This window comes from Streptomyces sp. NPDC028910 (genome assembly GCF_055564955.1).
In genome coordinates, this window is sequence record NZ_JBVHVF010000017.1 from 153,615 (window position 1) to 179,078 (window position 25,464).

A 25,464-nucleotide genomic window follows, 5' to 3' on the forward strand; every position below is an offset into this window, starting at 1 on the left:
CCCCGGAGAGGCCCCGCCATGTCGCGTTCCCGCGCCGTCTTGCGCGCATTCGTCCCGCTCGCGTTCCTGATACCCCTGGCCGCGTGTGCCGGTTCGCCCGGGGTGCGGCAGGACCAGGCCGCGGGGGACTCCGCCGCCGCGCCCGGTTTCCCGTACACCGTCACCAACTGCGGGGTCAGCAGCACCTATCAGGCTCCGCCGCAGCGCGCGGTCACCATGAACCAGCACGCCACCGAGCTGCTGCTCGCCCTCGGGCTGGGTGACCGGATCGCCGGGTCCGCCTACCTCGACGACGCCGTGCTGCCGGCCTACCGGCCCGCCTACGACAAGATCAAGGTGCTGGCCAAGGAATACCCCTCCAAGGAGGTCCTCCTCGGCGCCGACCCGGACTTCGTGTACGGCGGGTACGCCAGCGCCTTCGACAAGGCGCAGGGCCGCGACCGCGAGGGGCTCGCCACGTCCGGTATCAACTCCCGGCTGAACGTGGAGTACTGCGCCGAGGGCGCCGTCGGCCTCGATCAGCTGAAGACCGAGATCACCGAGGTCGCGCGGACCTTCGGCGTGCCCGAGCGCGGCGCGAAGCTCATCGAGGACGAGCAGCGCCGCATCGAGGCCGTGACCGCGCGGGTCAAGGACAAGCCCTGGCCGTCCGTCTTCGTCTACGACTCCGGTGAGACCTCCGCCTTCACCTCCGGAGGAAACGGCATCGGCAACGAGATCGTCTCCCTCTCCGGCGGGACGAACGTCTTCGCCGACCTCAAGGACGCCTTCGGTGACGTGTCGTGGGAGAAGGTCATCGAGCGGGCGCCCGAGGTCGTCCTCATCTACGACTACGGCGGCACCACCGTCGAAGCCAAGAAGCAGCGCCTGTTGAACGACCCGGCCCTCGCTCAGGTTCCCGCCGTCAAGAACCGGCGGTTCGTCGTCCTGCCGCTCTCCTCGGCCGTCCTCGGCGTGCGCGTCGCCGACGCCGTCGAGTCGCTGGGCGGCCAGCTCCACCCCGACGCCGCGTGAGGCTCCGCACCGCGGCGGTCCTCCTCGTGCTGGCCGCCGCGCTCGTCGCGTCGGCCGTCGCGGGGCTGGCGCTGGGGCCCGTACGGATCGCCCCCGGCCGGGTGCTTGACATCGTCCTCGGCGGCCTGTCGGGGGAGGGGCACAGCGGAGCCTTCGCCTCCATCGTGTGGGACGTCCGCATGCCGCGCGTCCTCCTCGGGGCCGTCGTCGGCGCGGGGCTCGCGGTGGCGGGCGCCGTGCTGCAGGCCCTCGTACGCAACGAGCTCGCGGACCCCTTCCTGCTCGGCGCCTCCTCCGGGGCCTCGGCGGGAGCCGTCCTCGTGATCGTCTTCGGTACGGCGGCCGTCGGGTTCGGCATGGGCGTGCCGCTCGCCGCCTTCGCCGGTTCCATGGCCGCGCTCGTCGGCGTCTACGCGATGGCCCGGCGCGGCGGAACCATGACCACCGGCCGGCTGGTCCTGGCCGGCGTGGCCGTCCAGTACATCCTGTCCGCCTTCACCAGCCTCGTCCTCGTGCTCGCCGCGCACCCCGACCAGATCCGCACCGTCCTCTTCTGGACGCTCGGCGGCCTCGGCGGGGCCCGCTGGGACGAACTGGCCCTGCCCTCCGCCGCGCTGCTCGTCGGCACCGGACTGCTCATCGCCCTCGCCCGGCCGCTCGACCTGCTCCTCGCCGGGGAGGAGGGCGCGCACACCCTGGGCCTGGACACCGGACGCTTCCGCGCCGCCGTCTTCGTGCTCGCCTCCCTCGTCATCGGGGTGCTCGTCGCCTACAGCGGGGCGATCGGCTTCGTCGGGCTGATGGTTCCGCACGCCGCCCGGATGGTCGTCGGCGCCGGACACCGGGCGCTGCTGCCGGTGGCCGCGCTGGGCGGGGCGGTGTTCCTGACCCTGGCCGACCTGGTCGCCCGTACGGCCGCCGCGCCCGAGGAGATCCCGGTCGGCGTGGTCACCGCGCTCGTCGGCGGACCGTTCTTCCTCTGGATGCTGCGCCGCTCCAGCCGTACCGAGGGGATCGCCGGATGACCGGGAACCCGGCGCGGCCGGTGGAACTCGCGGTCCAGTCCGTGCGTTACGAGATCGACGGGCACACACTGCTGCACGGAGTCGACCTCACCGCCAGACCCGGCGAGACGGTGGGTGTGGTCGGCCCCAACGGCAGCGGCAAGACCACGCTGCTGCGCTGCGTTTACGGCACCCTGCGGCCCACCGCCGGCCGGATCCTGCTGGACGGCGCGGACGCGGGCGCGCTCACCGTCAAGGACCGGGCGCGGCGCGTGGCCGTCGTACCGCAGGACGCGAGCGGCACCTTCGGGCTGACCGCCCGCGAGGTCGTCGCCATGGGCCGCAGCCCGCACAAACGGTTCTGGGAGCAGGACGGTCCGGAGGACGTACGGCGCGTCGCCGACGCCCTGGAGACCGTGGGTGCGGGCCCCTTCGCCGCGCGCCGCTTCGACGGGCTCTCCGGCGGCGAACGCCAACGCGTCCTGGTGGCGCGGTCCCTCGTCCAGGACCCCGGCCTGCTGGCCCTCGACGAGCCGACCAACCACCTGGACATCCGCTACCAGCTGGAGATCCTGGCCCTGGTCCGCGCCCTGCCCGCCACCAGCCTGCTCGTCCTGCACGACCTCAACCTCGCCGCCGCCTTCTGCGAGCGGCTGTACGTCCTGTCGCGCGGCCGGGTCGTCGCCTCGGGACCGCCGCGGGACGTGCTCACCGAGGAACTGCTGGCCGAGGTGTACGGGGTACGGACGCGGGTCGAGGTCCACCCGGACACGGGCGCGCCGAACATCGTCTACCTTCCGCGGGCGGGGGAGCGCGTGGGGACCTGAGGACGCTGCCGGATGCGGTGCTGGACGCGCCGTCGGCCATCCGGACCCCGCCGTCCGTCACAGCCTCGATGCTCAGCCGTACGGGCGATCAGGGGCCGGCGGCGCCGATGGCTACGCGGTCCCGGGTTCCTGATAGCCGTACGGGCGCGTGATGATCTCCATCCCGTGCCCCGAGGGGTCCGTGAAGTACACGCCGCGGCCCCCGTCGTTGTGGTTGATCTCGCCGGGGTGCTTGCCGTGCGGGTCGGCGAAGTACGGGACCCCCGCCGACCGGATCTTCTCGAACGCCACGTCGAACTCCTCCTCGGAGAGGAGGAACGCGTAGTGCTGCGCGGTGATGGACTCGGCCGGGATGGTCGCGAAGTCCAGGGTGACGCCGTTGCTGGTGTCGACGGGGATGAAGGGTCCCCACTCCGTCCCGACCTCGAGGCCGAGGATGTGCGCCAGGAATGCGGCGGACTCCCGGTTGTCACGGGAGTGGATGATCGTGTGGTTCAGTTGCACAGACATGAGTGAATGCCTCCGAAAGGCACATCACGGGCGCCTCCATGCCTCACCCGGCCGGTGACCGACACGCGACGCCGTGATCACGATCCTAAGCACCCCGTCCGGGCGAAGTCCACCCCTTCCGCCCGGACCCCACGACTCGCCCGGACCCCACGGCGGCCTCACGAATCCCCGTACACCGCCTTGACGTTGTCCCGCGCCGGGCGCGACCGGCCGGCCGGGCCCGCCGCGAACACCCGCAGGAGGTTCTCCGTCACCCGTGGGGTCAGGGCCCCCGACCGCGCGTCCAGACCGTGGTTGCTTCCGCTGCTGCCGTCGCCCGTCGCGTCCAGCGCCTCCACCCACCGCATCGTGCCGGTCGCGAAGACCCCCGCCCCGCTCGGCACCGTGTAATACGCCGTGTCCTGGTGGCTGGGGCGGCCCTCGCACACCACGGGGGAGTGGGCCAGGATCTCGATCGGCCGGGGCGTCGGGAAACCGGTGTCGACCTTGTCGTACTCCACCCCGACCAGGTGCGCGAAGCGGTCGCCCGCCCGCGCGCCGGTGCCCTCGAACAGCCAGTGGCCGGGGTTGGTCACCACGTACGGGGCGTCCACCGGATAGCCGTCGTAGATCACGCCGAGCAGTGAGCTCTCCGGGTCCGCGCCGGGCGCCGAGCGGAAGTCCACCGTCGCCGGATGCCCCCGTTTGAAGCCCGGGTCCTGGTCGTAGGAGGACTTGTAGCAGACCAGCGTACGGTCCGGCCCCAGGTCGGATGGCTCCAGCCGGATCCGGCGGTAGCAGCAGTTCGCGCCCAGGATCGCGATGTTGGTGCCGGCGTCGCGGGCGGCCGTGAAGTGGGCCCGCTGCTCCGGCGACCAGTACTCGTCGTGCCCGAGCGAGAGCACCGCCGCCGCCCCCTCCAGCAGCCGCTTCTCCCGCGCCACGTCGGTGGTGGTCGCGTACGCGAGGGGTATGCCGAGCCGCTCGGCCAGCGCGATCAGCGGGGCCTCGTACACCAGGAACAGGCCCGCGCCGTCGTCGTACTCGTACGGTCGGTCGAAGGTCACGGAGAGGGAGCGCGAGGCGAAGCTGCCGCTGGGGCCGTCATAGCTGCCGTAACCGCCCCACCGGTTGTAGGCCTGCCAGGTGGCCACCGCGTTGACCACGACCGTACGTCCGGCCGTCGCCGCCGACCGGACGGTGACCGGCACGAAACGCTGGCCCTCGCCGCCCTGCGCGTCCAGTCGCAGCAGGTAGCAGCCCTCCGGCCAGTCCTTGGTTTCCACCGTGGCCGTACGGGCCCACCGCGTGCGCACCATCCGGGTCCCCGAGTCCACGGTGTGCTCCGGCTGGCGGGCCCCGGGCAGGGCCTCGGAACGCCACACCAGCCGGGCCCGGGCCCCGCCGTACCAGCCCATCCGGTAGGCGGACACGGTGAAACGGGGCGCGGTGGTCGACACGTGCAGCCCGAAGGACTCGCCGGGCAGGACGCTGACCTTGTCCGCGAAGCCCTCGATGGCCCGCGCCGGCCCGGCCTTGGTCACCGGCCAGTCGGCATGGCCCGGCCGGGCGTTTTCGGCCCTGACGTCGAAACCGTGCGGCCCCGCCGCCGACGGCTGCCCGCTCGGCGCCGCGGACCCGCCGGCCTGCTCCCGGCCCCGCCCGTCGGCGCCGCCGTCCCCGCTCGCGCAGCCGGCCACGGCACCGAGACCCGCGGCGGTGGCCGCGCCCGTCGCGATCGCGAGGAACCGCCGCCTGCCTGCGCCTTCGCCGTCCGCGGCCGGCCCGGCTATGTACTCCTGATCCATGGAGGGCACGTTATGTGACCCTTCGGACCCCCCTCCCACCGCCCCGTCCGGCCCCCTTGATCTAGGCTGACCTCCTGCCCTTCCGGGCATCAACTCAGCCTGGGGGAGCCCGACATGACGTACAGCGGTGCGCATGACCTGGGGACGGTCCGGCAGCTGTGGCAGCTGCTCGAACCCGTCCACGCCGTCGTCTACTTCGCACCCGAGGCCTACGAGGAGGCCGGCGCGCTCGGTTACGCCACCGACGACCGGTGGCCGATGTACTTCGCCCTCCGGACCGCCCCGCTCGGCCCGGCGCCGGCGGAGCTCGTGAACGCGCTCTTCTACACCTTCAGCCCGCGCATGGTGGAGCGCTACCTCGCGCAGTCCTGGCACACCGCCCCGCCGGCCCGGGTGCTCGCGGCCCGGGCCGTAGCCGTCGACCGCTCCCTGCGCACCCTCCTCGGCGAGCGCGTCACCTCCCCGGACCTGGCCGAGGCGGCCCGGCTCGCCCGGCGCGCCGCCGAGGCCGCCGACACCGCCGGACGCCCGCTGGGCGCCGCCAACGCCGCCCTGCCCTGGCCCGCCGCTCCGCACGCCGTGCTCTGGCACGCGGCGACGATCCTGCGCGAGCACCGCGGGGACGGCCACCTCGCCGCCCTCCAGGCCCACCACCTCGACCCCGCCGAGTCCCTGGTCCTGCACTCCGGTGCCGGAGCCGCCCCGGCGGAGTGGTTCGAGAGCCGTCAGTGGTCCGCCGAGGAGTGGAACGCGGCCCGCGACCGGCTCGCCGCCCGCGGCCTGCTGGCCGAGGACGGCACGGCCACCGGCGCCGGACTGGCGCTGCGGACCGCCATCGAGAAGCTCACCGACGAACTCGCCTCGGCCCCGTGGTCGGCGCTGACCCCGCAGGAAGTGGCCCGGCTCGCTGAACTCCTCCTTCCGCCGGTCCTCGACATCGTCGGCGCGGGGATCCTGCCGACCCAGAGCACCCTGGGCATCGGCATGAAGTACGACTACGAGGGCTGAAACTCCGGATCGACAGAAAGCCCGCCGGTACCGGCCGCGCCGCTCACTCCACGTGTGCGCGATAGCGCTCGATCACCTCCCGCAACACCTCGGCACCGTCCCGGGCCCACAGCCTGGGCTGGAAGATCTCCACCTCCACCGGGCCCCGATAGCCGGCGGCGTCGGCCAGTTGCCGGAAGCCCCGCAGATCGATGGAGCCGTCGCCCAGCTGCCCGCGCCCCAGCAGCACGCCCGCGGGCAGCGGAGTCACCCAGTCGGCCACCTGGACGGACACGATGCGTCCGCCCTCGCCGGCCCGGCGCAGGTCGTCGGGCAGCCGCTCGTCCCACCACAGGTGGTACGAGTCGGCCACCACCCCCACCTGCTCCGCCGGGAACTGCTCGGCGAGGTCCAGGGCCTGGCCGAGGGTGGAGACCACACAGCGGTCCGAGGCGAACATCGGATGCAGCGCCTCGATCCCCAGCCGCACCCCGTGCGAGGCGGCCCACGGCGCCAACTCGCCCAGGATGTCCGCGATCCGCCCGCGCGCCGCCACCAGGTCCCGGTCGCCCTCGGGCAGTCCACCCGAGACCAGGACCAGCGTGTCGGCGCCCAGTTCGGCAGCCTCCTCCACCGCCCTGCGGTTGTCGTCGAGCGCGGCCGCCCGGCCGGACGGATCGGCGGCGGTGAAGAACCCGCCGCGGCAGAGCGAGCTGACGCGCAGTCCGGCCCCGGCGACCAGCTTCGCCGTCCTGCGCACCCCGAAGTCCCGGACGGGGTCGCGCCACAGCCCGACCGCGCCCACTCCGGCCGCCGTGCACCCGGCGACCAGCTCGGGCACGGACCACTGGCGGATCGTCTCCTGATTGAGGCTGAACCGCGCGGGCGCCGCGCTCATGACGACACCCCGTGCACCGCGAGCAGCCGCCGCATCCGCTCCTCGGCGAGCTCCGGATCCGGGAACAGGCCCAGGGTGTCGGCCAGTTCGTACGCCGTCGCCAGATGGGGGAGCGACCGGGCCGACTGCAGCCCGCCCACCATCGTGAAGTGCTCCTGGTATCCGGCCAGCCAGGCCAGCAGGACCACCCCGGTCTTGTAGAAGCGCGTCGGCGGGGCGAAGAGATGTCTCGACAGGGGGACCGTCGGATCCAGCAGCTCCCGGAAGCCGTCCGTGTCGCCCCCGTCGAGTGCGATAGCGGCCCGGGCGGCTACGGGGGCGATCGGGTCGAAGATTCCCAGGAGCGCGTCGCTGGCCAGCTCCCCGTCCCCGGCGATCAGTTCGGGGTAGTGGTAGTCATCGCCCGTATAGCAGCGCACACCGGCCGGCAGCCGGCGCCGGATGTCCACCTCCCGCCCCGCGTCCAGCAGCGAGACCTTGATCCCGTCCACCTTCTGCGGGCATTCGGCGATGATCTTCAGAAAGACCTCCGTGGCCCCGTCAAGGTCGTCGTGGCCCCAGTAGCCGGCCAGCGCCGGGTCGAACATCGGCCCCAGCCAGTGCAGTACGACCGGCCGCGCGCTCTGCCGGAGCAGGCCGCCGTACACCTCCAGGTAGTCCTCGGGGCCGCGGGCAGCGGCGGCCAGGGCCCGCGAGGCCATCAGCACAGCCCCCGCCCCGCACGCTTCGGTGTGCGCGAGCTGTTCCTCGTACGCGGCGGTGATCGCGGCGAGCGAATGGCTCCCGTCGGCTGCGAGCTGGTCGGTGCCCGCGCCGCAGACGATCCGGCCGCCGACGGCCCGGGCCTCGGCCGCCGAGCGGCGGATCAGCTCCGCTGCCGTCGGCCAGTCCAGGCCCATGCCGCGCTGCGCGGTGTCCATGGCCTCGGCCACACCGAGCCCCTGTGTCCACAGGCCGCGCCGGAAGGCAAGCGTGGCCTCCCAATCGATCACCGGCCCGGCTTCGGCCGACGCGGCCAGCGGATCGGCGACCACATGGGCGGCCGAGTAGAAGGTACGGCTGCGAGCCGGGGCGCAGCTGAGCGGCGGATACGGGTCGGTGTTCGGCCGGTGCAGGCGGTACCCGCCCGTGGCCGAGGGGAGCCGGATGCTCACAGCGCCACCTCCGGCACCGGCAGCCGCCGGCCCTCGGCCGAGGAGCGCAGGCCGAGATCGGCGAGCTGCACTCCGCGCGCCCCGGCCAGCAGGTCCCACCGCCAGGGCTCGTCGAGCACGACATGCCGCAGGAAGAGCTCCCACTGGGCCTTGAAGCCGTTGTCGGCGGGGCTGTTGTCCGGAACCTCCTGCCACTGGGACCGGAAGGCCTCGCTCTGTGGCACGTCCGGATTCCACACCGGCTTCGGCGTCGCCCCGCGGTGCTGGATCCGGCAGCCGCGCAGCCCGGCGACCGCCGACCCGTGCGTCCCGTCCACCTGGAACTCCACGAGCTCGTCGCGGTGGACCCGGACCGCCCAGGAGGAATTGATCTGCGCGACCGCGCCGCCCTCCAGTTCGAAGATGCCGTACGCGGCGTCGTCGGCCGTGGCCTCGTACGGCTTGCCCTCCTCGTCCCATCGGCGGGCGATGTGCGTGCGCGTCAGGGCCTGCACCGTGCGAACCCGGCCGAACAGCTCGTGGAGCAGGTACTCCCAGTGGGGGAACATGTCGGCGACGATGCCTCCGCCGTCCTGCGCGCGGTAGTTCCACGACGGCCGCTGGGCGGCTTGCCAGTCGCCCTCGAAGACCCAGTATCCGAATTCTCCGCGCACGGACAGGATCTCGCCGAAAAAGCCGCCCTCGATCAGCCGCTTCAGCTTCAGCAGCCCCGGCAGGAACAGCTTGTCCTGGACCACGCCGTGTTTGATCCCGGCGGCCTCGGCCAGCCGTGCCAGCTCCAGTGATGACTCGAAGGTCAGAGCGGTCGGCTTCTCGCAGTAGACGTGTTTGCCGGCAGCTATGGCCTGGCGGACCGCCGCCTCACGGGCGCTGGTGACCTGCGCGTCGAAGTAGATCTCGACCTCCGGATCGGCCAGCACCGCCGCCAGGTCCGTGGCCACGTGCTCCAGCCCGTGCCGCTCGGCGATGGCCCGCAGGGCGGGCTCCCGGCGCCCCACGAGAACCGGCTCCGGCCAGAGCACCGTGCCGTCGCCGAGGTCGAGGCCGCCCTGCTCGCGCAGGGCGAGCAGGGACCGGACCAGATGCTGTCGGTACCCCATGCGCCCGCTCACGCCGTTCATCGCGATCTTGATCGTCCTGCGCTCCATGACTCCCCCTCATCGACAGAAAGCGCTTTCACTCCGTTCAGGCTAGGGCCGGGAATCCTCTCGACGCAAGACACGAACGGGTGATGGAAAGCGCTTTCTTCCTTCGGCATTATGGAGGTTCACGCACCAGATGAGACGATGACCGGGGTCCTGAAGAGGGAGGGGTGCAGCATGGCGGTGACTCTCGCCGAGGTCGCGGCGCACGCGGGCGTATCGCCCGCCACGGTCTCGCGCGTACTGAATGGCGGATACCCGGTGGCCGGTTCCACCCGGACGCGGGTGGAACAGGCGGTGGAGGAGCTCGGCTACATCGCCAACGGCCCCGCCCGCGCGCTCGCGGCCGCCACCTCCGATCTCGTCGGCGTCCTGGTCCACGACGTCGCGGACAGCTTCTTCGGGATCCTGGCCGGATCCCTGCAGAGTGCCCTGGCCCCCACCGGTCAGGGCGGCGGCGCCCGCCGGCTCGCCGTCGTCTGCAACACCGAAGGCGCCCCCGCGGCCGAACTGGCCTACCTCACCCTCCTGGAGGGCCAGCGGGCCGGTGGGGTCGTCCTCACCGGCGGCGCCGCCGAGGACGCCGAGCACACCGCCGCACTCGCCGCCCGCATCGCGCGGATGGCGGCCGCCGGCGCCCCCGTCGTCCTGTGCGGGCGGCCTCCGCTGCCCGTGCCCGCCGGACTGCCCGTCGCCACCGTGATGTTCGACGATCACGGCGGCGCCTTCCGCCTCGCCGAGCACCTCCTGACACTCGGTCACCGGCGCATCGCCTACGTCGCCGGCCCTCCGGGGCTGAGCACCACCCGCGAGCGGCTCGCCGGGCACCGCGCCGCCCTGCTGCGGCACGACCCCGGCCTCCCCGAGGCCTGCGCCGACCTCACGGTGCACGCCGCCTTCGAGCGCTCCGCCGGCTACGACGCCACCCGGGAACTGCTGCGCCGCGGCTCGCCCTTCACGGCCGTCGCGGCCGCCAACGACACCGTCGCCACCGGGGTCGCCGCCGCCCTGCGCGAGGCGGGCATACGGATCCCCGAGGACGTCTCCGTCGCCGGCTTCGACGACCTGCCCTTCTGCGCGGACACCGCCCCCGCGCTCACCACCGTCCGGGTGCCCCTGCGCGAGGCGGGCGTGCTCGCCGCCCAGCTGGTGACCGGCCGCCGGCCGCCGCCCCCGGGCGGGATCACCACCCTGCCCACCGAGCTGATGGTGCGCGCCTCCACAGCGCCGCCACCGGCCGCGGGGGGCCGTCCGTAGGGAGCCGTTCGTGAAGTACGCCTTCTCCACACTCGGCCTGCCCGGCGCGCCGCTCGACCGCAGCGCCGCCCTCGCGGCGTCCCACGGGTTCGACGGCGTCGAGCTGCGCGCCCACCCCGAGGAGCCCTTGCACCCCGGCAGCCCGGCCGCCGAGCGCGCCGCCGGACGGCGGATCCTCTCCGCCGCGGGTGTCGCCGTCCTGGGGGTCGCGGGCTATGCCAAGGTGGCTGCCCCCGGCGCGGACGAGCCGGTCCTCGCCGAACTGCGCGCCCTGGTCCGGCTCGCCGCCGATCTGGACGCCCCCTACGTACGGGTCTTCCCGGGCGGCGCGGACCTCCCCGAGGACGAGGAGGCGGCCGACGCCCATGCGGTACGCCGGCTGCTGGCCGCGGCGCCGTTCGCCGAGCGCCACGGCGTGCGGATCCTGCTCGAGACCCATGACTCCCACCGCACGGCGGCAGCGGTCGCCCGGGTGCTCGACCGGGTCGCCCATCCGGCCGCGGGCGCACTGTGGGACGTGCTGCACACCTGGCTGGGCGGCGAGCCCCCGGCCGAGTCGCGGCGCGCGCTGGCCGCGCACCTGGGCTACGTACAGGTGAAGGACGTGGAGTCCGCGCAGGAGCTCACCCCGGTCGGGCTCGGCGCCGGAGTGCTGCCCCTCGCCGACGCGGTGGCCGCCGCAGCGCCGGACGGCTGGCTCTGCTGGGAGTACGAGAAGCGCTGGTACCCCGCCGCCGCCGAACTGCCCGGTCAGCTCGGGCGGGGCCGGGAGTACCTGGAGTGGTTGCTGGCGGGACAGCCGCCTTCCACGAAGCCTTCGTCACTCTGGGATGCGCGCTGATTTTCTGGCGACGCTTGGACTCATCACGATGAAAGCGTGTCAGAGCGGAGGAGGCGCGGGCTGAAGACTCACCCGCTGTTTCGGTCCTGGGCAGCGATGACCTCATCGCCGTGCTCGAAGGCCCAGGCACCGAATGCGTCGATCGGGCCGAGCAATGTCCTTCCCAGGGTTGTGAGTTCGTACTCGACGCGGGGTGGAGGTCGTCGTCGCGAAGTTCCAGGCGGCGCTGAGCGGGAAAGTCCTGCTCGACTGTGCCAATCCGGTCGGGCCCGGCTTCCGGCTGCTGACGGAAGGCGGGCCCTCGGCGGCGGACCGACTTGCCGCGGCGGCACCGGGTGCGCAGGTCGTCAAGGCGTTCAACCTCTGTCACGAGGCGGTTGGTGCGGGATGTGGGCTGCGAGCGGTGGCCGGAGGCGGGCTGGAACGCGCCGGACTGCTGGAGGCAACCGCCGCGTTGTTCATCGGGCTGTGGGTGGCGGAGCACGGGCGATCGCGCCGCCGTTGGCCTACGCGACAGGCCCAAGCGCTGAGAGCGTGTGAGGCATACCGGGCACTGGGCGTCAGGAGCTGCCCCGGAAGGGCGCGTGGACGCGACGATATTGTTCTGACCTCGGACGGATCGTTCCCCTGTCCGAGGTCAGACCCGGCGGGTCAACGCAGACACATCCAATGCGGCGAGTCGACGGCTGCGAACTTGTTCCAGGCCAGGCAGTGCGCCTGGGAATCTGGACCGAGGCCATCACAGACCGTCCGCAGCTCGAACCCCTCGTCCCAGGCGTTGAGCAGTGCCTCGAGGAAGCCGGGGGTCCTCGACCGGCACGTTCCCCTCGGCTCGGCGTGCGCCGCGCGGACTTGGACCTGGACGTGACGACGAGGTCGCGGTGACGGTCGGTCGGTCTATACGGTCCGATCCACTATCTTGACGGATCGTTCCAGAAAACCGTACGGTCTCCGTATGGCCAGGACCAAGGAATTCGATCCGGACGCCGCGCTTGAGGCAGCCCTCGAACTGTTCTGGGCGCGCGGCTACGAGGCGACGACGATGTCGAACCTCGTGGAGCACCTCGGTGTCGGCCGCGCCAGCCTCTACGCGACCTTCGGCAACAAGCACGAGCTGTATCTGAAGGCCATGGACCGCTACCTGGAGACCCGCGACCCGCGGATGGTCGAGGAGCTCTCCACGCCGGGCCCGGCGCTGCCGGCCGTACGGTCTCTCGTCCGGCGCTTCGCCGCCCAAGCGGCGCATGAGGAGGAACGCCTGAACGGCTGTTTCGTCACCAACTCGGCGGCGGAACTCGGTCCCCACGACACGGCGATCGCCCGCCGGGTCGAGCTGAGCTGGGGGCTGATCGAGACCCTCCTGTACGCGGCGCTCACCCGGGCCCGCGCGGGGGGCGAGCTCCCGGCCGACCGCGACCCGCGGGCCCTGGCGCGCATGCTGCTCGTCGTGCTGCAGGGCATCCGGGTGGTCGGCAAGGTGTCGAGCGACCCGGGCCGGGTCACGGACGCGGCGGAACAGGCACTGGGACTGCTGGACTGAGGAGTGGGCGCCCACGGAGGCGCCCTTTCTTCGGCGCTCATTTTGGAACGTACGGTCAAATTGATGGGGGGGGGTGGGTATGTCGACGGCAGAGGTGCGCGAGCCCCGAAGGGCCACCGGCTGCCGCGGGCGTGCCCGGTACGGCTCAGTGCTGCTCGGGGGCATGCAGATGACGCTCATCTTCACGCTCGCCGCCCTCGCCGCCCGCCGCCCTCGCCGCCCTCGGCGGCCGGCTCGCCGACCCTTCGGCGGGCGCCGGGCCCTGACCGGCGGGCTCCTGGTCTTCGGCACCGCCTCCGCCCTCGCGCCGCTCGTCCCCGGGTACGAGGCGCTGCTCGCCGCCCGGTTCGGGCAGGGCGTCGGCGCTGCACTCGTCGCCCCGGCCGCGATGGCGGTACTCAGGGCGTTGTTCCCCGAACCTCCCGCGTACGGCAGGGCCATGGCCACCTGCGGCGGGCTGTCCGTGCTCGGCGCGACCGCGGTGAGCCTGCTCCCCGGGGTGATCGAGGCCGCCACCTCCTGGCGCGGCGCCTTAGTGGTGCCGGTCGCCGTGACCCTCGCCGCGCTGCTCGCGATCGCCGGGATCACGCTCGCCAGCTACGGACTCGTCCTCACCCGACGCCCACCCCTGGGCCTGCGCCCCGGTGCTCGTCCTGCTGCTCACCGGACTTGTGCTGCTCGCCGCGTTCGCGGCCGTCGAGCGGCGGGCCGCCGGCCCGCTCCTGCCCCCGGACTTCCTGCGCTACGGCCGCCGCGCTCTGGGCCTCACGGCGATCGGGCTGACGGCGGCCGGCACGACCACGGTGTTCGTGCTGCTCTCCCTCGCCCTCCAGCAGCAGCGCGGCTGGTCCGCACTGCTCACCTCCGCCGCCTTCGTCCCCTTCGCGGTCGCCCTGCTCGCCGCGACCGGCTTCGAAACCTCCGTCCCTTACCCGTACGGGCTGCTTCCCGGCCGCCTTTTGCTGCCGGCCGGCGGGGCCCTGTCCTTCGCGGGGGCCGCCGGCCTCGCCACCGACAGCGTCCCCGCGCACCGTGCGGGACTCGCGGGCCCTCAACACGGCGATGGAGCTCGGACCGACGGTGGTCTTCGCCGTACTGCTCACCTTCGGTGGCGACGCGGTGTCGCTGGCGGCCGCGGCCGTCGCGTTCACCGCCCTGGCCGCCACCACGATCCGTATCAAGTAGAAGCACTCACAGGGAGTCGACACACACATGTCCGCACGTTTCACCGATCGCACCGTCCTCGTCACCGGCGCCGGATCCGGTCTCGGCCGGGCCATCGCGCTCGCCTTCGCCGCCGAGGGCGCGAAGGTCGTCGTCGCCGGCCGTACCTCCGAGTCCCTCGACGGGACCGTCGCCCTGATCGAGGCCGCCGGAGGCACCGCGGCCGCGGTCACCGCCGACGTGTCCAGCGCCGAGTCCACCCGGGAGCTGGTCCGGCGCGCGGTCGAGCTCTTCGGCGGTCTCGACGTCGCCGTGAACAACGCCGGTGTCTTCCGGGGAGGTCACAGCGCGGCCGACTTCCCCCTGGAGGACTGGCAGACGCTGCTCGACATCAACGTGACGGGGGTCCTGCACGCCCTCCAGGCCGAGGTGGCGCACATGCGGGCGCACGGCGGCGGGGCGATCGTGAACATCGCGTCCAACCTGGGCCCGCACATCCGGATTCCCGGGGTCTTCGGCTACCAGGTCTCCAAGGCTGCCGTCTCGGCGATGACCCGGGCCGCGGCCCTGGACCACATCGCCGACGGCGTCCGGATCAACGCGGTCAGTCCGGGTGCCTCGGAATCCACGATGTCGCTGCTCGCCGGCGAGACGGAGGCCGAGCGGGAGGTCCGGATGAAAGAGCAGTCGCCGCTGGGCCGGATCTCGTCCGCCGCCGAGGTCGCGGCGGCGGTGCTCTACCTCGCCTCGGAAGCGGCGGGCTCCGCCGTCGGCACCGATCTGGTGATCGACGGCGGGGTCGCCGCCTGACGCACTCGGGCTCTAGCTCTAGCTCTAGCTCTAGCTCTAGCCTGGGCGGCGGCCGGGTCCAGCAGAAGGTCTCCCAGTGGTGGCCGTCCAGGTGGTCGGTGAAGGGGCGGCCGTGTATGAAGCCCATGTCCATCGGCTCCTTCGCCGGGGTGCCACCGGCGGCGGGGGCCGCGTCGGCGGGCTCATCGGCCTTCTCGCGGCTCGGGGCTCGGGCCTCGGGGCTCTCGGCGCTCAGCGCTCAGCGTGATGAGACTTCGGTGTTCTGCCGGCGATCACCCCCGCGCCCCCGGCTCAAGGTCCCGCTGCTTGCCCGTACCGGCGGCGACTGGTGGCACCAGGCTGCCGCCACCGCCGCCCACCTCGCCGAGGACTCCTCGCCACCGCCCCACCCGGCAGCTCACCCGCTGGAGAACTCGGCTCAGCACCCGGCCCACTCACTCGGGTATGAACCAAGGTCCGACGATCCAGTCCCCGCCGGGCATCGGACAGGCCGGAACCGCGACACCGCGCAGGAGGGGCCGTCCGGCCCGTCCGCGGTGCGGGACGATCAGACCGCGCCCAGGTAGGCACCGTCCGCGATGACCGTCGTCCCGGCCGCCGCGGCTGGCAGGTCCGACTCCCGCCAGACGTGGGCATCGGCCTTGTTCCCGGGCACCGGTCGGGCCGAGGGGACAACCAGGCGCGTGTCAGCGTCGACGATGACCTGCACGTTTGCCGAGAAGCGGTAGTTACGGCTGGAGGCACCGACAGTGCGGTCGCGGACCGGGACCAGGGTTCCGTCCACGATCCAGAACCGCTCGACATCGACATGGACATTGGTGACGGGGCCGCGGCGCCGGCTCCAACGCCAGCAACGGGCGAAGACGCTGGGTGACTCGGCAGACGGTGGCCGGGGAGATCCCGAACAGCGGGGCGAGCTGCCGCATGGTGAGGTTCGTGCGGTAGTACACCGCCACGAGCAAGACCCGGTCCGCCAGCGGCAGACACCACGGCCGACCACCGCCCGGACCATTCCCACTCCGTTCACGGACCACCTTCACCAGCTTGGCGAACCGATCGATCCGCAAGCCTGTGAACGTCTCCGCCATACCGGCTCAGCCCGTAACACCCCACCCATACAGGCAAGATGCGCCGCACCGCGCCTTCTGCAACACCCTTGAGGTCCTGTCCCTCCGATCACGAGGGCCGGGGGAGACTGGGAGCACCCGTTCCCCAGCCGCGCTCGACCGACCGGCGGCATCGGCCCGGCTCGTCTCCTGCGCTGGTGAACAGTGCGGTCAGCATGGGCGCGCCATGAGCGAGTGCCTGGTGCGGCAGGGGGCCTGCGGCGACAAGTGAGGCGAGTCCGTGGCCGATGGTCCAGCTCTGTGTTGCCAGTTCCAGCGGGTCGACCTCGTCGCGGAAGCGGTTGTTCGTCTTGGCCCGGTCGATGGCGTGGACGAGGCGGTGCAGGGTTTCGTCCGCGGCGCCGGTGTCTTCGAGGTCGAAGCCCGCGTCGAACATGACGCGGTAGAGATCGGGGTTCTCCAAGGCATTGGCCAGGTAGGCGGCCCCCAGCGCGGCGAGGTCCCGTACTGGGTCCGCAGACATCTTGACGGCCGCGAGTTGGGCGGTCAGGCGTGTGAAGCCTTCCTGCCGCAATGCCTTCCACAGGCCGTCCATGCCGCCGAAGTACGTGTAGACGGCCATCGTTGACACGCCGGTTCCGGCGACCAGGGTGCGGAGTGTGACCGGTTGCCTCGTCCGCAGCATCTGTGCGGCTCGGTCGAGCAGCAGGGAGCGGACCACTGGATCTTTCGTCCTCGCCATGGCCCCACAATACATAGCATCGTTATGCTTTCATGAGGTGCTGATCTTGCTGCTGCTCCTGACGCCAAGAGGAAGAGGCTGTTCATGTCCGTGACGCTGGTCAATCCCGAGGGGTTGCCGAAGCCCGAGGTCTACCGGCAGCTGTCGGTTGCCACCGGATCGAAGCTGGTGTTCCTGGCGGGGCAGGTCGCCCGCGACGCCGACGGCCGGCCCGTGGGGGAGGGAGATTTCGCTGCTCAGGTCGAGCAGTGTTATCTCAATGTCGCCACCGCTCTGGCCGGAATCGGTGGCTCCTTCGATGACGTGGCGAAGCTGACCATCTACGTCGTCGACTGGAGTCCCGAGAAGATGCCGCTGTTGGGTGAGGGCGTGGGCCGGGCGGCAGCGAAACTGGGCATCGATCCGGTCAAGCCGATCACCCTTCTGGGCGTTGCGGCACTGGGGGAACCGGACCTCCTGGTCGAGGTCGAAGCCACCGCGGTCATCGAATAGCCGTATCGCTGCGAGCAGGGAAACCGTGGGGCTGGCCATGTTGAGTCGGGGGATCTGACGGACGGCGAGTGGGCGGTGCTGGAACCGCTGCTGTCAGCATTCACCGCCTGGGCACCGGGGTGCAGGGGCGGAAGCTGCCGAAGGCCAGGACGGCGACCGTCGGCCAGTAGGCAGATCTCGCCCGTTCGTCTCCCTGGCCTGCGGCTTCACCTGCTGGAGGCGCCTCAAGAAGACTCGCACATGAGCCCGCTACGAGCTCGTAGCGCGTGGAATACCGGGCTGTGTCACTTGGTTGGACCAGTGAGCAAGCGCTCAGCCGAGAACTAAGGGGACACCGTGGCAAAGCCGTTTTCCGTGTGCTTCGAGGTGCGTGGATACGAGACCGACTCGCAGGGACACCTGAACCAGGCTGTGTACCTGCAGTACGCCGAGCACGCGCGCTGGTCGATGCTGCGGCATGGCGGGATCGACCAGCGCGACCTTTTGGAGAAGGGCGTGGGCCCGGTCGTCCTGGAGACGAACATCCGGTACCTGGGGGAGCTGCGCGCAGGCGACAACGTGGAAGTGGACTGCAGGTTCCTGTGGGGCGAAGGGAAGACGTTCCGCGTCGAGCAGAGGATCCGCAAGGCCGACGGCACCGCGTCGGCCGAAGTTGCGGCCGTCAGTGGTCTGTTGGACCTCAAGGAACGCAAACTGGTCGCGGACCCGCGCGAGTACTTCAGGGCGCTCGCTGCGGACCCGCGTGCCTTTGGCCTGTAGGCGCGTGAGACCACGGGTTCGGGCGACCGTGCGACCGGCACTCGGGGCCGGGACGTGGGCGAGCGTTCGTTCCCTTCTTCTCCATCGCCGGGCAGGGGCGCGAGGCCGGCGCCCTCCGGGCCGAATACGGCGAGGTCCGCGCAGTCGCCCGCGCGCATGGGGCCTCGCCGGCGCAGGTGCGGCTCGCATGGACCCTGCAGCAAGGCCCCCACGTGCTGGCCATCCCCGGAACGACGCGGCCGGTAAGGCCGCGAAGGTCGCCGGCCTCGCGGCACCCACAACGTGGACGTCGTGATGCTCCAAGAGGCATGCGGCTACGGCGACCCCGCAACGCCGCCCGTTCCCCAGATCAGGCCGTCCAACCTCTCGCCGGGCCCTGACGCCAAGAGCCACATGGGGCTGCTCGAACCGCTGCTCGTCGATGATGGCTGGACTCTCGCACACGCCGTCGGCAACCGCCCGAGCGACAACCAGTCGTACTGCCGGAACACCACCGCCAGCGGCTACGGTGAGATCGGCGGCCACCTCGGCGTCCTGCTCGCCGTCAAGGGCGAACTGACCGACGTACGCCGCATCCAGACCGTCGACCCCGCGATGTCCACCCGCAGACTGCCGATGCTTTGTGGCCGCCTCGCGGGCTGGCCGGACGAGCTGTGCACGACTCACTTGATCGCCGACGACGCCACGGTTCAGCAAGCCCAAGTGGCCACGATCCGGTCGGAGCTGGCTGACTCCCGGGGGCACGGCGTCGTCCTGGGCGGCGACTTCAACGGTCGATCGCCTGGGTCATGCACGCCCGTCGGCACGCCAGAGACTACGAACGCCTGATCCAGCACTCCGAGTCGCTGATCACCTGGGCCGCGATCACCCTCATGACCAGGCGCATCACCCGCCGCCAGTCCCGCCGAGCCGGTCAGCCAATGTCCCGCGAAGCACAGCGGGACTGATCATCTTCAGGGTCACCATGGTGACCCTGGTCCGGGGTCGCCCAGACTGACCAACGGTCCGGCCATTACTGTCCCATGAGCGGGCTTTAGACCGCGACGCGCCAGCAGGAGCCTGCGCGCCCCACCCCCTGGGAAGCGCTGGCGCAAGCGACGCACGCCGAGGCTGACGACTGATCGGTGGCGTCGTGGGTCCATCGCGCTGTCGGGCATGAGCTCAATCGGACGGCGCGCCCGGGGACCACACGCCGAGCCACTGCTCGGCGCCGTAGTCCTCGAACCGCCCCGCCTCGGTGAACCCCAGCTTCGCCGCGACGCGCAGCGAGGCCTCGTTGGCGGTCTGGGTGGAGAGCACGACCGGCTCGCCGGGATGCTCTCCGGCGAACCAGCCGAGCGCCGCTGCACACGCCTCGGTGGCATACCCGCGTCCCCACGCCTGCGGCAGGAACATGTAGCCGAGCTCGGGCTCCCCGCCTTCCGGACGAATGTGACCCTTGCGCTCCGGGTCGCGCCGATCGAGCGTGATCATGCCGATCATTGCCCCGTCGAGCTCGACCACGAAGAAGCCAAAGCGCTGCCCGGGCACCTCGGGCATCGTGCGCTCAATCTCGTCACGCGGCCGAGCGCCGCCGACGTAGGTGCCCACCTCTGGTGAGGCGAACAGGTCGATGAACGCCGTGCGGTCCCCGGCCTCGGACTCTCGGAGCACGAGCCGCCCGGTCTTGATCGGGGCAGGTGGCCAGGCGACGGGGTGCCCTGTGATTTCGTCCGACATGGAACCGCTCCTTGAGCCTCTCGGCCACACAGTTCGACCTCGTATAGCCATTCGCGGGCAACGACTTCTCACGTCACCTCGCACATCGAGACGCGATCCGACGAGTGCCAGTTGCGCGCGCCCGGAGAAATCCGCCGGACAGGAGCCTCAGGCAACCGACAGCGGCAGCGGCCTCGGACCCGTCGGCCCGATCTGGATGTCCGTCTGCATCAGCCCAGCCACCAGATCCATCGGTGACCGGCGCCCCGGATTACAGCAGGTGGAAGAGGGCCGACAGGCCCTGCATGCGACTCCCGACCTGTTGTCAAGACTTCGGTTACAGCCGTCCCGACTTCGCTGTCACAGGTCAATCCGGGACCAACTTGTCAGGTCAAGCTCACAAACAGGTACTGAGAGGGCGTTTAGCCCACTTTTATGGCTACTCACCCCGGTTTGTGGCGAGTGCCTGGCGAGGCGAGAGGAAGAGATGGTGTTGATGTGGCGGGAGGGGCTGCGAGGTCGCTGTTGCGCCCCACCTGCTCCTGTTTCATCCCAAGAGGCGCCAGTTCGCTCCGAATGCCTCAGCTTCGGCCTCGCACGCCCTGCCGGGCCGCTCGCGGCTGCCGCCTCCTGGCAGTATGAGCGAACGTCGGCGGTATCCAAGCGACTTGTCCGATGTCCGGTGGGCCCTGGTGGAACCGCTGTTGACGAGCTGGCGGGACGACAAGGCCCGCCACGGACTCAACATCGGCACCCCACCCCAGCACAACCTGCGCGACCTGCTCGACGCGATCCTCTACGTGGCCCGCACCGGCATCCCCTGGCGCTACCTCCCGCACGACTACCCGCACTGGAATACCGTCTATCACTACTTCGGCAAGTGGGAACGCGACGGCATCTTCGAGCACCTCAACGCCCTCCTGCGGCGCCGGGTCCGCGAGGACGAGGGCCGCAGCCCGGAGCCGACCGGCTTCGTGATCGACGCGCAGAGCGTGAAGACCTCCACCAACGTCCCCGCCCACGAGCAAGGCGCTGACGTGGGCAAACGGATCGTCGGCCGCAAGCGGAGCATCATCATCGACACGACCGGCCTGATGCTGACGATACTGGTCACCGCCGCCAGCATCCAGGACTCCGTCGCCGGCGAACGCCTCCTCAACCGGCTCGCCGCCGACCACCCCGCATCCGCAAGGGCTGGGCCGACCGCGGCTACCGCGAGTACCTCGTGGACCATGCCGCCCGCCTTGGCATCGACCTCGAAGTTGTCCGCAGAGCCCCCGGCGCCAAGGGTTTCACCGTCCTTCCCCGCAGGTGGGTGGTCGAGCGCACCCTGGGCTGGCTCATGCACCACCGCCGCCTGGCCCGCGACTACGAGGCCCTGCCCACCCGCTCCACCGCCATGATCTACATCGCGATGATCGCCCTCATGACCCGCCGCCTCACCCACGAATCCACACCAACCTGGCGAGGAGCGTGAACCACATCAAGTACGCAGACCGGGATGAAACAACGGGTCAAAACGCCCTCTGAACGACCTGACCACCGGTCTCGACGCCTGCGAGACCACCGGACCCACCTTCCGGTCCTGGGATGCGGCGGAGCCCAAGGCCATGGAGAGGGCCCTGGACCACGTCTTCACCAACCGTACGATCGGCCGGATCCCGCTGGGTTTCGTGCCGCGTGGACGACTCGGTGATGAACATGAACCAGAACGTCGCCGGGCCCACCCCGGCCGACGAGGGCTGGTCCGACCATGCCACCGTCGTAACGACTCTCCACCGCGACAAGGTCCCCGGTGACATGAGCGGCGACGGCCGGCCCGACCTGGTCTCAGTCGACGCGGGGGGCGTCTGTGGCTTCACGAGGGCCTTGGCACCGAGGGCAAGCTGGCCCCGCCCGTCAACGTCGGGCTGGGCGGCTGGTCCGACGCCTCCATCTCCCACCGCGGCGACCTCGACGACGACGGCACGGAGGATCTGGTGGCCCGAGTCGGCACCGAGCTGCGCCTCTACCTCAACCGCGGTGACGGCACCCTCGGTGACGGCCAAGCGCTGGTGACCGGCCTCCCGACCACGGCCCGCGTCGTGGCCACCGGCGCCACAGCACAGGGTCTGCCCGACCTGCTGGTCGCTCACGGGGGCAAGCTGTTCGGGTACGAAGTGGCTCGCGGCCTCCTGCCCAGGGTCGTATCCGCGCGGAACGTCGGTGCGGTCCTCCCCGACTGGGACGGCATGACCCTGACCGTTCCCGGCGACGTGGACCGAGACGGCCGGCCCGACCTCCTGGCCCGGGGCGTCGAGTCCGGTGTGCTCGGGCTCCATCGAGGCCTTCCCGACGGGACCTTCGCCGCAGCGACGAGGTACGGACGGGGCTACACCCCCTGGCCCGCCGCCTGCTGGCCGGTGCCGCCGACGCTGACGGCGACGGCGTCGCCGACCTCTGGGCCGTGCGGGTGACGAGCTGCTCTTCAGCGGGGGCGACGCGGACACCCTGACGGACGGCGGCCCGCCGGTCCTCGTCTCCACGGGGTGGTCGGCTGCCAGGAGCATCAGCTGACCGGAAGCGTCGCCGCCGGCCGAAGCACGGTCTTGCGGCGGGTCGACGCGCTTCCGTAGCCGGAGCCTCCTGCCCCGAAGGCGCCGCAGGCGGGGGCTCCCCAGGCCGAGGGAGGCATCCGGTGACCCGGTCGGATCTGCCGATGAATCTCCGCCTCAGGACACTGTCCGGCTTGTTCCTCGGCCGGCGTCCGCGGGCGGGGCCTGGTTGCGGACGAGGTGGTTGAGTACGGTGCGCGCGGCGTCGCCGGGGTCCTGGTCCTGTTCGAGCGGTAGCGCTCCGCTGGTCCACAGGGCGGCGAAGCCGTGGGCGATGGACCAGGCGGCCAGCTTGGCATCCGCCGCATCGCCCTCGCCGTCGCCGTCGCCGTCGCCAGCGGGGCGGGCGTCGGCGACGACGGCTGCGGTGAGGGCTTCGTCGGCGCGCCGGCGCGCCGCGGCCACTTCCGGGTCGTCGGGGCGGTAGAGGGCGGGCTGGAACATCACCTCGAAACAGGCGCGGTGGCGGACGGCGAACCGTACGTAAGCGACGCCCGCCTCCAGTAGATCGTCCCCGGCGGCGCGCAGCGCGTCGGCGAGCAGGTCGTAGCCGCGGGCGGCGAGCGCGGTGAGCAGGCCGGCCTTGTCGCCGAAGTGGTGGGCGGGGGCCGCGTGGGAGACGCCGGCGCGGCGGGCGAGGTCGCGCAGGCTCAGGGCGGTGGGGCCGTTCTCCTCGATGGCCTTGGTGGCGGCGCTCAGGAGGGTGTCGCGGAGGTTGCCGTGGTGGTAGGGGCGATCGATCATGCACCCACCCTATCTTGTCGTTGACAAGTTCCCTCGCCGTGATGCAATCTTGCCGGTGTCAAGTTGGTGTCGGGGGACGCCCGGCACGGGACGAGGGGGACTTCCATGCAGCCTTTGATCGCTCTCATCGCCGGCTTCGTGCTTGCCCGGTTGGCCGGGCTGGCCGGTGTCACCGCCCTCGACGGCTGGCAGCCGTCCCTGCGCGTCGGGCTGGCCGCGATGTTCCTGCTGACCGCGTTCGCACACTTCTTCCCCGCTCTGCGTGCCCGCCTCGTGGAGATGGTCCCGCCCCGCGTACCCCGGCCCGAACTGCTGGTCACCGTGACGGGAGTGCTGGAAGCGGCCGGTGCGATAGGGATGCTGGTACCCGCGACGGCCCCCTGGGCGGCGGCGGGCCTGCTGCTGATGCTGCTGGCGATGTTCCCCGCCAACGTGTCGGCCGCCCGACGCGGTCTCGTCCACGCGACCCGGCTGGGCCCACGTACGGCCCTGCAGGCGCTCTTCATCGCCGCGGCGGCGTTGGCCATGGTGTGACCTGCACGGGCCGCACGTCACCGGGGAGCTCCGGCCCACGCGGCCCACGCGGCCCGTCGGGTCCGGGCCGCGTGGCGGCGCTGGGTCACGCCCGCAGGTAGCTCAACAGGACGGTACTGGAGTCCAGAACCCGGGACTCTTCCAGCCGCAGCCCGATGCGCTGATCGCCGTCGCGGAAGACCGGCTTGCCCCCGCCGAGGACCACCGGGTGTACGACGATCTGGTACTCGTCGATGAGGCCGCGCGAGGTCAGGGTGGCCGCGAGTTCCGAACCGCCGACCAGAAGCAGGGTCTTGCCGGAGTCCTTGAGGGTGGTCAGCTCCTCGGCGTAGTCCTCCCCGATGATCCGGGTGTTCCAGCCCGCCTCCTTCAGCGTGCGGGACACCACCACCTTCGGAGTGCTCCGCCACACGGGGGCGAACCTGAGGTCGTGCTCGTCATGCGAGAGCTCCTCGGCCCGAGGCCAGTATCCGGCCATCAGGTCCCACACCTTCCGTCCGTAGAGGAAGGCGTCGGCCCTACCGGTCAGTTCGTGGGAGTAGTCCGACAACTCACGTCCCATGGACGGCCAGTCGAACTCACCCTTGGGGCCCTCGATATAGCCGTCGACCGACTGGTGAACGAAGTGAATGATCCTGCCGGGTGCGTTCATCGTGAGCAAACCCTCTTCCGAAAGGCCACACCTCGCGGTGCGGGGGCGGACGCGCAACGTGCTGCGGGACAGCCTGCTCCGCGAGAGACCCGCGCCCTTGACACCGCCCGCCAGGCGGCCCAGGGCCTCGCCGGGCCACTCCGCGTCGGATTCTCCGCTGAGTCCCGCAACCCTCTCCCACAGGCTGGAAGGACCGTTCGACATGCCCCAGATACGCGTACTCGATTCCACCATGTACTACGAGGAGGGGGGCGATGGGACGACCTGCGTGTTCCTTCACGGAAATCCGAGTTCCTCGCACCTGTGGAGGAACGTACTGCCCTCCATCGGCGGCGGACGGCTCCTGGCGCCGGACCTCATCGGTATGGGCCGCTCGGGCAAGCCGGACATCGCCTACCGGTTCGCCGACCACACCCGCTATCTCGACGCCTGGTTCGACGCACTCGCTCTGAACCGCGTCGTCCTGGTCGGCCACGACTGGGGTGGCGCACTCGCCTTCGACTGGGCGGCCCGGCACCCCGACAGGGTGCTCGGCATCGCCTTCCTGGAAAGCATCGTCAAGCCGATGGCCTGGGCAGACCTCTCGGAGCAGGCACGCAAGCGCTCCGAGGCGATCCGCGGGACCGGCACGGGCGAGGAGATGGTCCTCGACCAGGACCTGTTCATCCGCCAGGCATTCACCGGAGGCGTCCTGAAACCCGTGTCCGCCGAGGACCTGGCCACCTACCTCGCTCCCTTCCCGACCCGTGACAGCCGGCGGCCCGTCCTGGCCTGGGCCCGCCAGATGCCGCTGGGCGGCGAGCCGACCGAGCTCGTCGCCCGCATCGAGGCGTACGACAGCTGGCTCGCGAAGAGCGACGAGATCCCGAAACTGCTCATGACCTTCGAGGGGTCCCCGACCCTGTTGATCAACCCCGACCTGGCCCACTGGTGCGCTGCCCACATCGCAGCCCTGGAGACCGTCCACTGCGGCCCAGCGGGCCACCACGCTCCTGAGGACCGCCCCACCGAGATCGCCGCGGCCATCGCCTACTGGACGGACCGGCACGGGCTGCGGTGACGCCGGCCCACTGGTGTCGGCGCCTCGTGGTGGACAGAGGCCTTCCGGCCCTGTACTGCACACTGAGGGACGCGTGATCGCACGGACGAGGCCTAGACGAGTAAGTCCGAAGTCTTCGGGCGCATGAAGCGAGGGTCTCGTTGATCCGTTTGTGACGACAGATCTCGAAACCCTCGCGACAGCACTG

General features: G+C 71.4%; 24 protein-coding genes and 8 pseudogenes. 20 read left to right on the forward strand and 12 right to left on the reverse strand.

Features of this window, described 5'->3' with window-relative positions; genetic code table 11:
- Positions 1–18: 18 nt before the first annotated feature.
- The 3 genes from ACZ4TV_RS21460 to ACZ4TV_RS21470 are packed head-to-tail and all read left to right on the forward strand — an operon-like array spanning position 19 to position 2,845.
- The gene (locus tag ACZ4TV_RS21460) at positions 19–1,014 is read left to right on the forward strand and encodes an ABC transporter substrate-binding protein (RefSeq protein WP_468136294.1); all 996 of its coding nucleotides are present in this window, start codon (positions 19–21) and stop codon (positions 1,012–1,014) included.
- Entirely contained in the window at positions 1,011–2,039 is a 1,029-nt protein-coding gene (locus tag ACZ4TV_RS21465; protein ID WP_468136295.1) for a FecCD family ABC transporter permease, read from the forward strand. The genes ACZ4TV_RS21460 and ACZ4TV_RS21465 overlap by 4 nt, the downstream gene beginning before the upstream one ends.
- Positions 2,036–2,845 carry an ABC transporter ATP-binding protein gene (locus ACZ4TV_RS21470; protein WP_468136296.1) on the forward strand — a complete coding sequence of 270 codons (810 nt, stop codon included), beginning with the start codon at positions 2,036–2,038 and terminating at the stop codon, positions 2,843–2,845. The genes ACZ4TV_RS21465 and ACZ4TV_RS21470 overlap by 4 nt, the downstream gene beginning before the upstream one ends.
- Positions 2,846–2,956: 111 nt before the next feature.
- On the opposite strand, the gene ACZ4TV_RS21475 is transcribed toward ACZ4TV_RS21470, so the two are convergent.
- On the reverse strand, positions 2,957–3,355 hold the full coding sequence (locus ACZ4TV_RS21475; RefSeq protein ID WP_468136297.1) for a VOC family protein: 399 nt from the start codon (positions 3,353–3,355) through the stop codon (positions 2,957–2,959).
- Between the two features lie 158 nt (positions 3,356–3,513).
- Positions 3,514–5,142: a N,N-dimethylformamidase beta subunit family domain-containing protein gene (locus ACZ4TV_RS21480; RefSeq protein ID WP_468136298.1), complete on the reverse strand. Its 1,629-nt coding sequence runs from the start codon at positions 5,140–5,142 to the stop codon at positions 3,514–3,516.
- A gap of 114 nt (positions 5,143–5,256) precedes the next feature.
- Here ACZ4TV_RS21480 and ACZ4TV_RS21485 point away from each other — a divergent pair, with 114 nt between their 5' ends.
- Complete coding sequence (locus ACZ4TV_RS21485) at positions 5,257–6,150, forward strand: SCO6745 family protein (RefSeq protein ID WP_468136299.1); 894 nt, start codon at positions 5,257–5,259, stop codon at positions 6,148–6,150.
- A 43-nt stretch (positions 6,151–6,193) separates the two neighbouring features.
- Here the strand turns inward: ACZ4TV_RS21485 and ACZ4TV_RS21490 are convergent, their stop codons facing one another.
- From ACZ4TV_RS21490 to ACZ4TV_RS21500, 3 genes are read right to left on the reverse strand one after another with little or no spacing between them, the layout of a single operon-like run.
- Positions 6,194–7,027: a sugar phosphate isomerase/epimerase family protein gene (locus ACZ4TV_RS21490; RefSeq protein ID WP_468136300.1), complete on the reverse strand. Its 834-nt coding sequence runs from the start codon at positions 7,025–7,027 to the stop codon at positions 6,194–6,196.
- Complete coding sequence (locus ACZ4TV_RS21495) at positions 7,024–8,181, reverse strand: dihydrodipicolinate synthase family protein (RefSeq protein ID WP_468136301.1); 1,158 nt, start codon at positions 8,179–8,181, stop codon at positions 7,024–7,026. Before ACZ4TV_RS21495 ends, ACZ4TV_RS21490 begins: the two co-directional genes overlap by 4 nt.
- Positions 8,178–9,329, reverse strand: a complete 1,152-nt coding sequence (locus tag ACZ4TV_RS21500) for a Gfo/Idh/MocA family protein (RefSeq protein WP_468136302.1) — start codon at positions 9,327–9,329, stop codon at positions 8,178–8,180. The genes ACZ4TV_RS21495 and ACZ4TV_RS21500 overlap by 4 nt, the downstream gene beginning before the upstream one ends.
- A gap of 171 nt (positions 9,330–9,500) precedes the next feature.
- Here ACZ4TV_RS21500 and ACZ4TV_RS21505 point away from each other — a divergent pair, with 171 nt between their 5' ends.
- Together ACZ4TV_RS21505 and ACZ4TV_RS21510 are read left to right on the forward strand one after the other, a co-directional pair.
- Positions 9,501–10,580: a LacI family DNA-binding transcriptional regulator gene (locus ACZ4TV_RS21505; protein WP_468136303.1), complete on the forward strand. Its 1,080-nt coding sequence runs from the start codon at positions 9,501–9,503 to the stop codon at positions 10,578–10,580.
- A 10-nt stretch (positions 10,581–10,590) separates the two neighbouring features.
- Positions 10,591–11,421, forward strand: a complete 831-nt coding sequence (locus ACZ4TV_RS21510; protein ID WP_468136304.1) for a sugar phosphate isomerase/epimerase family protein — start codon at positions 10,591–10,593, stop codon at positions 11,419–11,421.
- A gap of 68 nt (positions 11,422–11,489) precedes the next feature.
- Here the strand turns inward: ACZ4TV_RS21510 and ACZ4TV_RS21515 are convergent.
- A pseudogene (locus ACZ4TV_RS21515) lies at positions 11,490–11,618 on the reverse strand (winged helix-turn-helix transcriptional regulator); the annotation flags it as partial.
- 5 nt (positions 11,619–11,623) lie between these two features.
- Between ACZ4TV_RS21515 and ACZ4TV_RS21520 the strand changes: the two are divergent.
- From ACZ4TV_RS21520 to ACZ4TV_RS21530, 3 genes and pseudogenes are all read left to right on the forward strand, one after another.
- Positions 11,624–11,961 (forward strand): annotated as a pseudogene (locus ACZ4TV_RS21520) (NAD(P)-binding domain-containing protein); the annotation flags it as partial.
- A gap of 415 nt (positions 11,962–12,376) precedes the next feature.
- Positions 12,377–12,961, forward strand: a complete 585-nt coding sequence (locus ACZ4TV_RS21525) for a TetR/AcrR family transcriptional regulator (protein WP_468136305.1) — start codon at positions 12,377–12,379, stop codon at positions 12,959–12,961.
- A gap of 169 nt (positions 12,962–13,130) precedes the next feature.
- Positions 13,131–13,580, forward strand: a pseudogene (locus ACZ4TV_RS21530) (MFS transporter); the annotation flags it as partial.
- Here ACZ4TV_RS21530 and ACZ4TV_RS21535 read toward each other — a convergent pair.
- Positions 13,573–13,992 (reverse strand): hypothetical protein, encoded by a 420-nt coding sequence (locus ACZ4TV_RS21535; RefSeq protein WP_468136306.1) that lies wholly within the window; start codon positions 13,990–13,992, stop codon positions 13,573–13,575. The pseudogene ACZ4TV_RS21530 and the gene ACZ4TV_RS21535 overlap by 8 nt on opposite strands.
- Before the next feature lies 1 nt (position 13,993).
- Here ACZ4TV_RS21535 and ACZ4TV_RS21540 point away from each other — a divergent pair, with 1 nt between their 5' ends.
- Both ACZ4TV_RS21540 and ACZ4TV_RS21545 read left to right on the forward strand, forming a co-directional pair.
- Positions 13,994–14,146 (forward strand): hypothetical protein, encoded by a 153-nt coding sequence (locus ACZ4TV_RS21540; protein WP_468136307.1) that lies wholly within the window; start codon positions 13,994–13,996, stop codon positions 14,144–14,146.
- Positions 14,147–14,173: 27 nt separating this feature from the next.
- Positions 14,174–14,935 carry an SDR family NAD(P)-dependent oxidoreductase gene (locus ACZ4TV_RS21545; RefSeq protein ID WP_468136308.1) on the forward strand — a complete coding sequence of 254 codons (762 nt, stop codon included), beginning with the start codon at positions 14,174–14,176 and terminating at the stop codon, positions 14,933–14,935.
- 503 nt (positions 14,936–15,438) lie between these two features.
- Here ACZ4TV_RS21545 and ACZ4TV_RS21550 read toward each other — a convergent pair.
- Positions 15,439–16,052, reverse strand: a pseudogene (locus tag ACZ4TV_RS21550) (transposase family protein); the annotation flags it as partial.
- Positions 16,053–16,111: 59 nt separating this feature from the next.
- Entirely contained in the window at positions 16,112–16,744 is a 633-nt protein-coding gene (locus ACZ4TV_RS21555) for a TetR/AcrR family transcriptional regulator (protein ID WP_468136309.1), read from the reverse strand.
- 84 nt (positions 16,745–16,828) lie between these two features.
- Here ACZ4TV_RS21555 and ACZ4TV_RS21560 point away from each other — a divergent pair, with 84 nt between their 5' ends.
- From ACZ4TV_RS21560 to ACZ4TV_RS21580, 5 genes and pseudogenes are all read left to right on the forward strand, one after another.
- Positions 16,829–17,236, forward strand: coding sequence for a RidA family protein (locus tag ACZ4TV_RS21560; protein ID WP_451297911.1), 408 nt, complete (start codon positions 16,829–16,831; stop codon positions 17,234–17,236).
- A gap of 336 nt (positions 17,237–17,572) precedes the next feature.
- The gene (locus ACZ4TV_RS21565; protein ID WP_468136310.1) at positions 17,573–17,995 is read left to right on the forward strand and encodes an acyl-CoA thioesterase; all 423 of its coding nucleotides are present in this window, start codon (positions 17,573–17,575) and stop codon (positions 17,993–17,995) included.
- 53 nt (positions 17,996–18,048) lie between these two features.
- Positions 18,049–18,237: pseudogene (locus ACZ4TV_RS21570) on the forward strand (aldo/keto reductase); the annotation flags it as partial.
- A gap of 52 nt (positions 18,238–18,289) precedes the next feature.
- Positions 18,290–18,709 (forward strand): annotated as a pseudogene (locus ACZ4TV_RS21575) (hypothetical protein); the annotation flags it as partial.
- A gap of 50 nt (positions 18,710–18,759) precedes the next feature.
- Positions 18,760–18,888 (forward strand): annotated as a pseudogene (locus ACZ4TV_RS21580) (IS5-like element IS4811 family transposase); the annotation flags it as partial.
- A 268-nt stretch (positions 18,889–19,156) separates the two neighbouring features.
- Here the strand turns inward: ACZ4TV_RS21580 and ACZ4TV_RS21585 are convergent.
- Positions 19,157–19,714: a GNAT family N-acetyltransferase gene (locus ACZ4TV_RS21585; RefSeq protein WP_468136311.1), complete on the reverse strand. Its 558-nt coding sequence runs from the start codon at positions 19,712–19,714 to the stop codon at positions 19,157–19,159.
- A 617-nt stretch (positions 19,715–20,331) separates the two neighbouring features.
- Here ACZ4TV_RS21585 and ACZ4TV_RS21590 point away from each other — a divergent pair.
- Positions 20,332–21,170: pseudogene (locus ACZ4TV_RS21590) on the forward strand (IS5 family transposase).
- A 502-nt stretch (positions 21,171–21,672) separates the two neighbouring features.
- Complete coding sequence (locus tag ACZ4TV_RS21595; protein ID WP_468136312.1) at positions 21,673–22,149, forward strand: hypothetical protein; 477 nt, start codon at positions 21,673–21,675, stop codon at positions 22,147–22,149.
- Between the two features lie 255 nt (positions 22,150–22,404).
- Here the strand turns inward: ACZ4TV_RS21595 and ACZ4TV_RS21600 are convergent, their stop codons facing one another.
- Positions 22,405–23,031 (reverse strand): TetR/AcrR family transcriptional regulator, encoded by a 627-nt coding sequence (locus ACZ4TV_RS21600; RefSeq protein ID WP_468136313.1) that lies wholly within the window; start codon positions 23,029–23,031, stop codon positions 22,405–22,407.
- Between the two features lie 105 nt (positions 23,032–23,136).
- On the opposite strand from ACZ4TV_RS21600, the gene ACZ4TV_RS21605 reads away from it, so the two are divergent.
- Positions 23,137–23,565 carry a DoxX family protein gene (locus ACZ4TV_RS21605; RefSeq protein ID WP_468136314.1) on the forward strand — a complete coding sequence of 143 codons (429 nt, stop codon included), beginning with the start codon at positions 23,137–23,139 and terminating at the stop codon, positions 23,563–23,565.
- Positions 23,566–23,650: 85 nt separating this feature from the next.
- On the opposite strand, the gene ACZ4TV_RS21610 is transcribed toward ACZ4TV_RS21605, so the two are convergent.
- Complete coding sequence (locus tag ACZ4TV_RS21610; RefSeq protein WP_468136315.1) at positions 23,651–24,217, reverse strand: dihydrofolate reductase family protein; 567 nt, start codon at positions 24,215–24,217, stop codon at positions 23,651–23,653.
- Positions 24,218–24,419: 202 nt separating this feature from the next.
- Between ACZ4TV_RS21610 and ACZ4TV_RS21615 the strand changes: the two genes are divergently transcribed.
- Positions 24,420–25,277, forward strand: a complete 858-nt coding sequence (locus tag ACZ4TV_RS21615) for a haloalkane dehalogenase (RefSeq protein ID WP_468136316.1) — start codon at positions 24,420–24,422, stop codon at positions 25,275–25,277.
- The last annotated feature ends 187 nt before the right edge of the window (positions 25,278–25,464 follow it).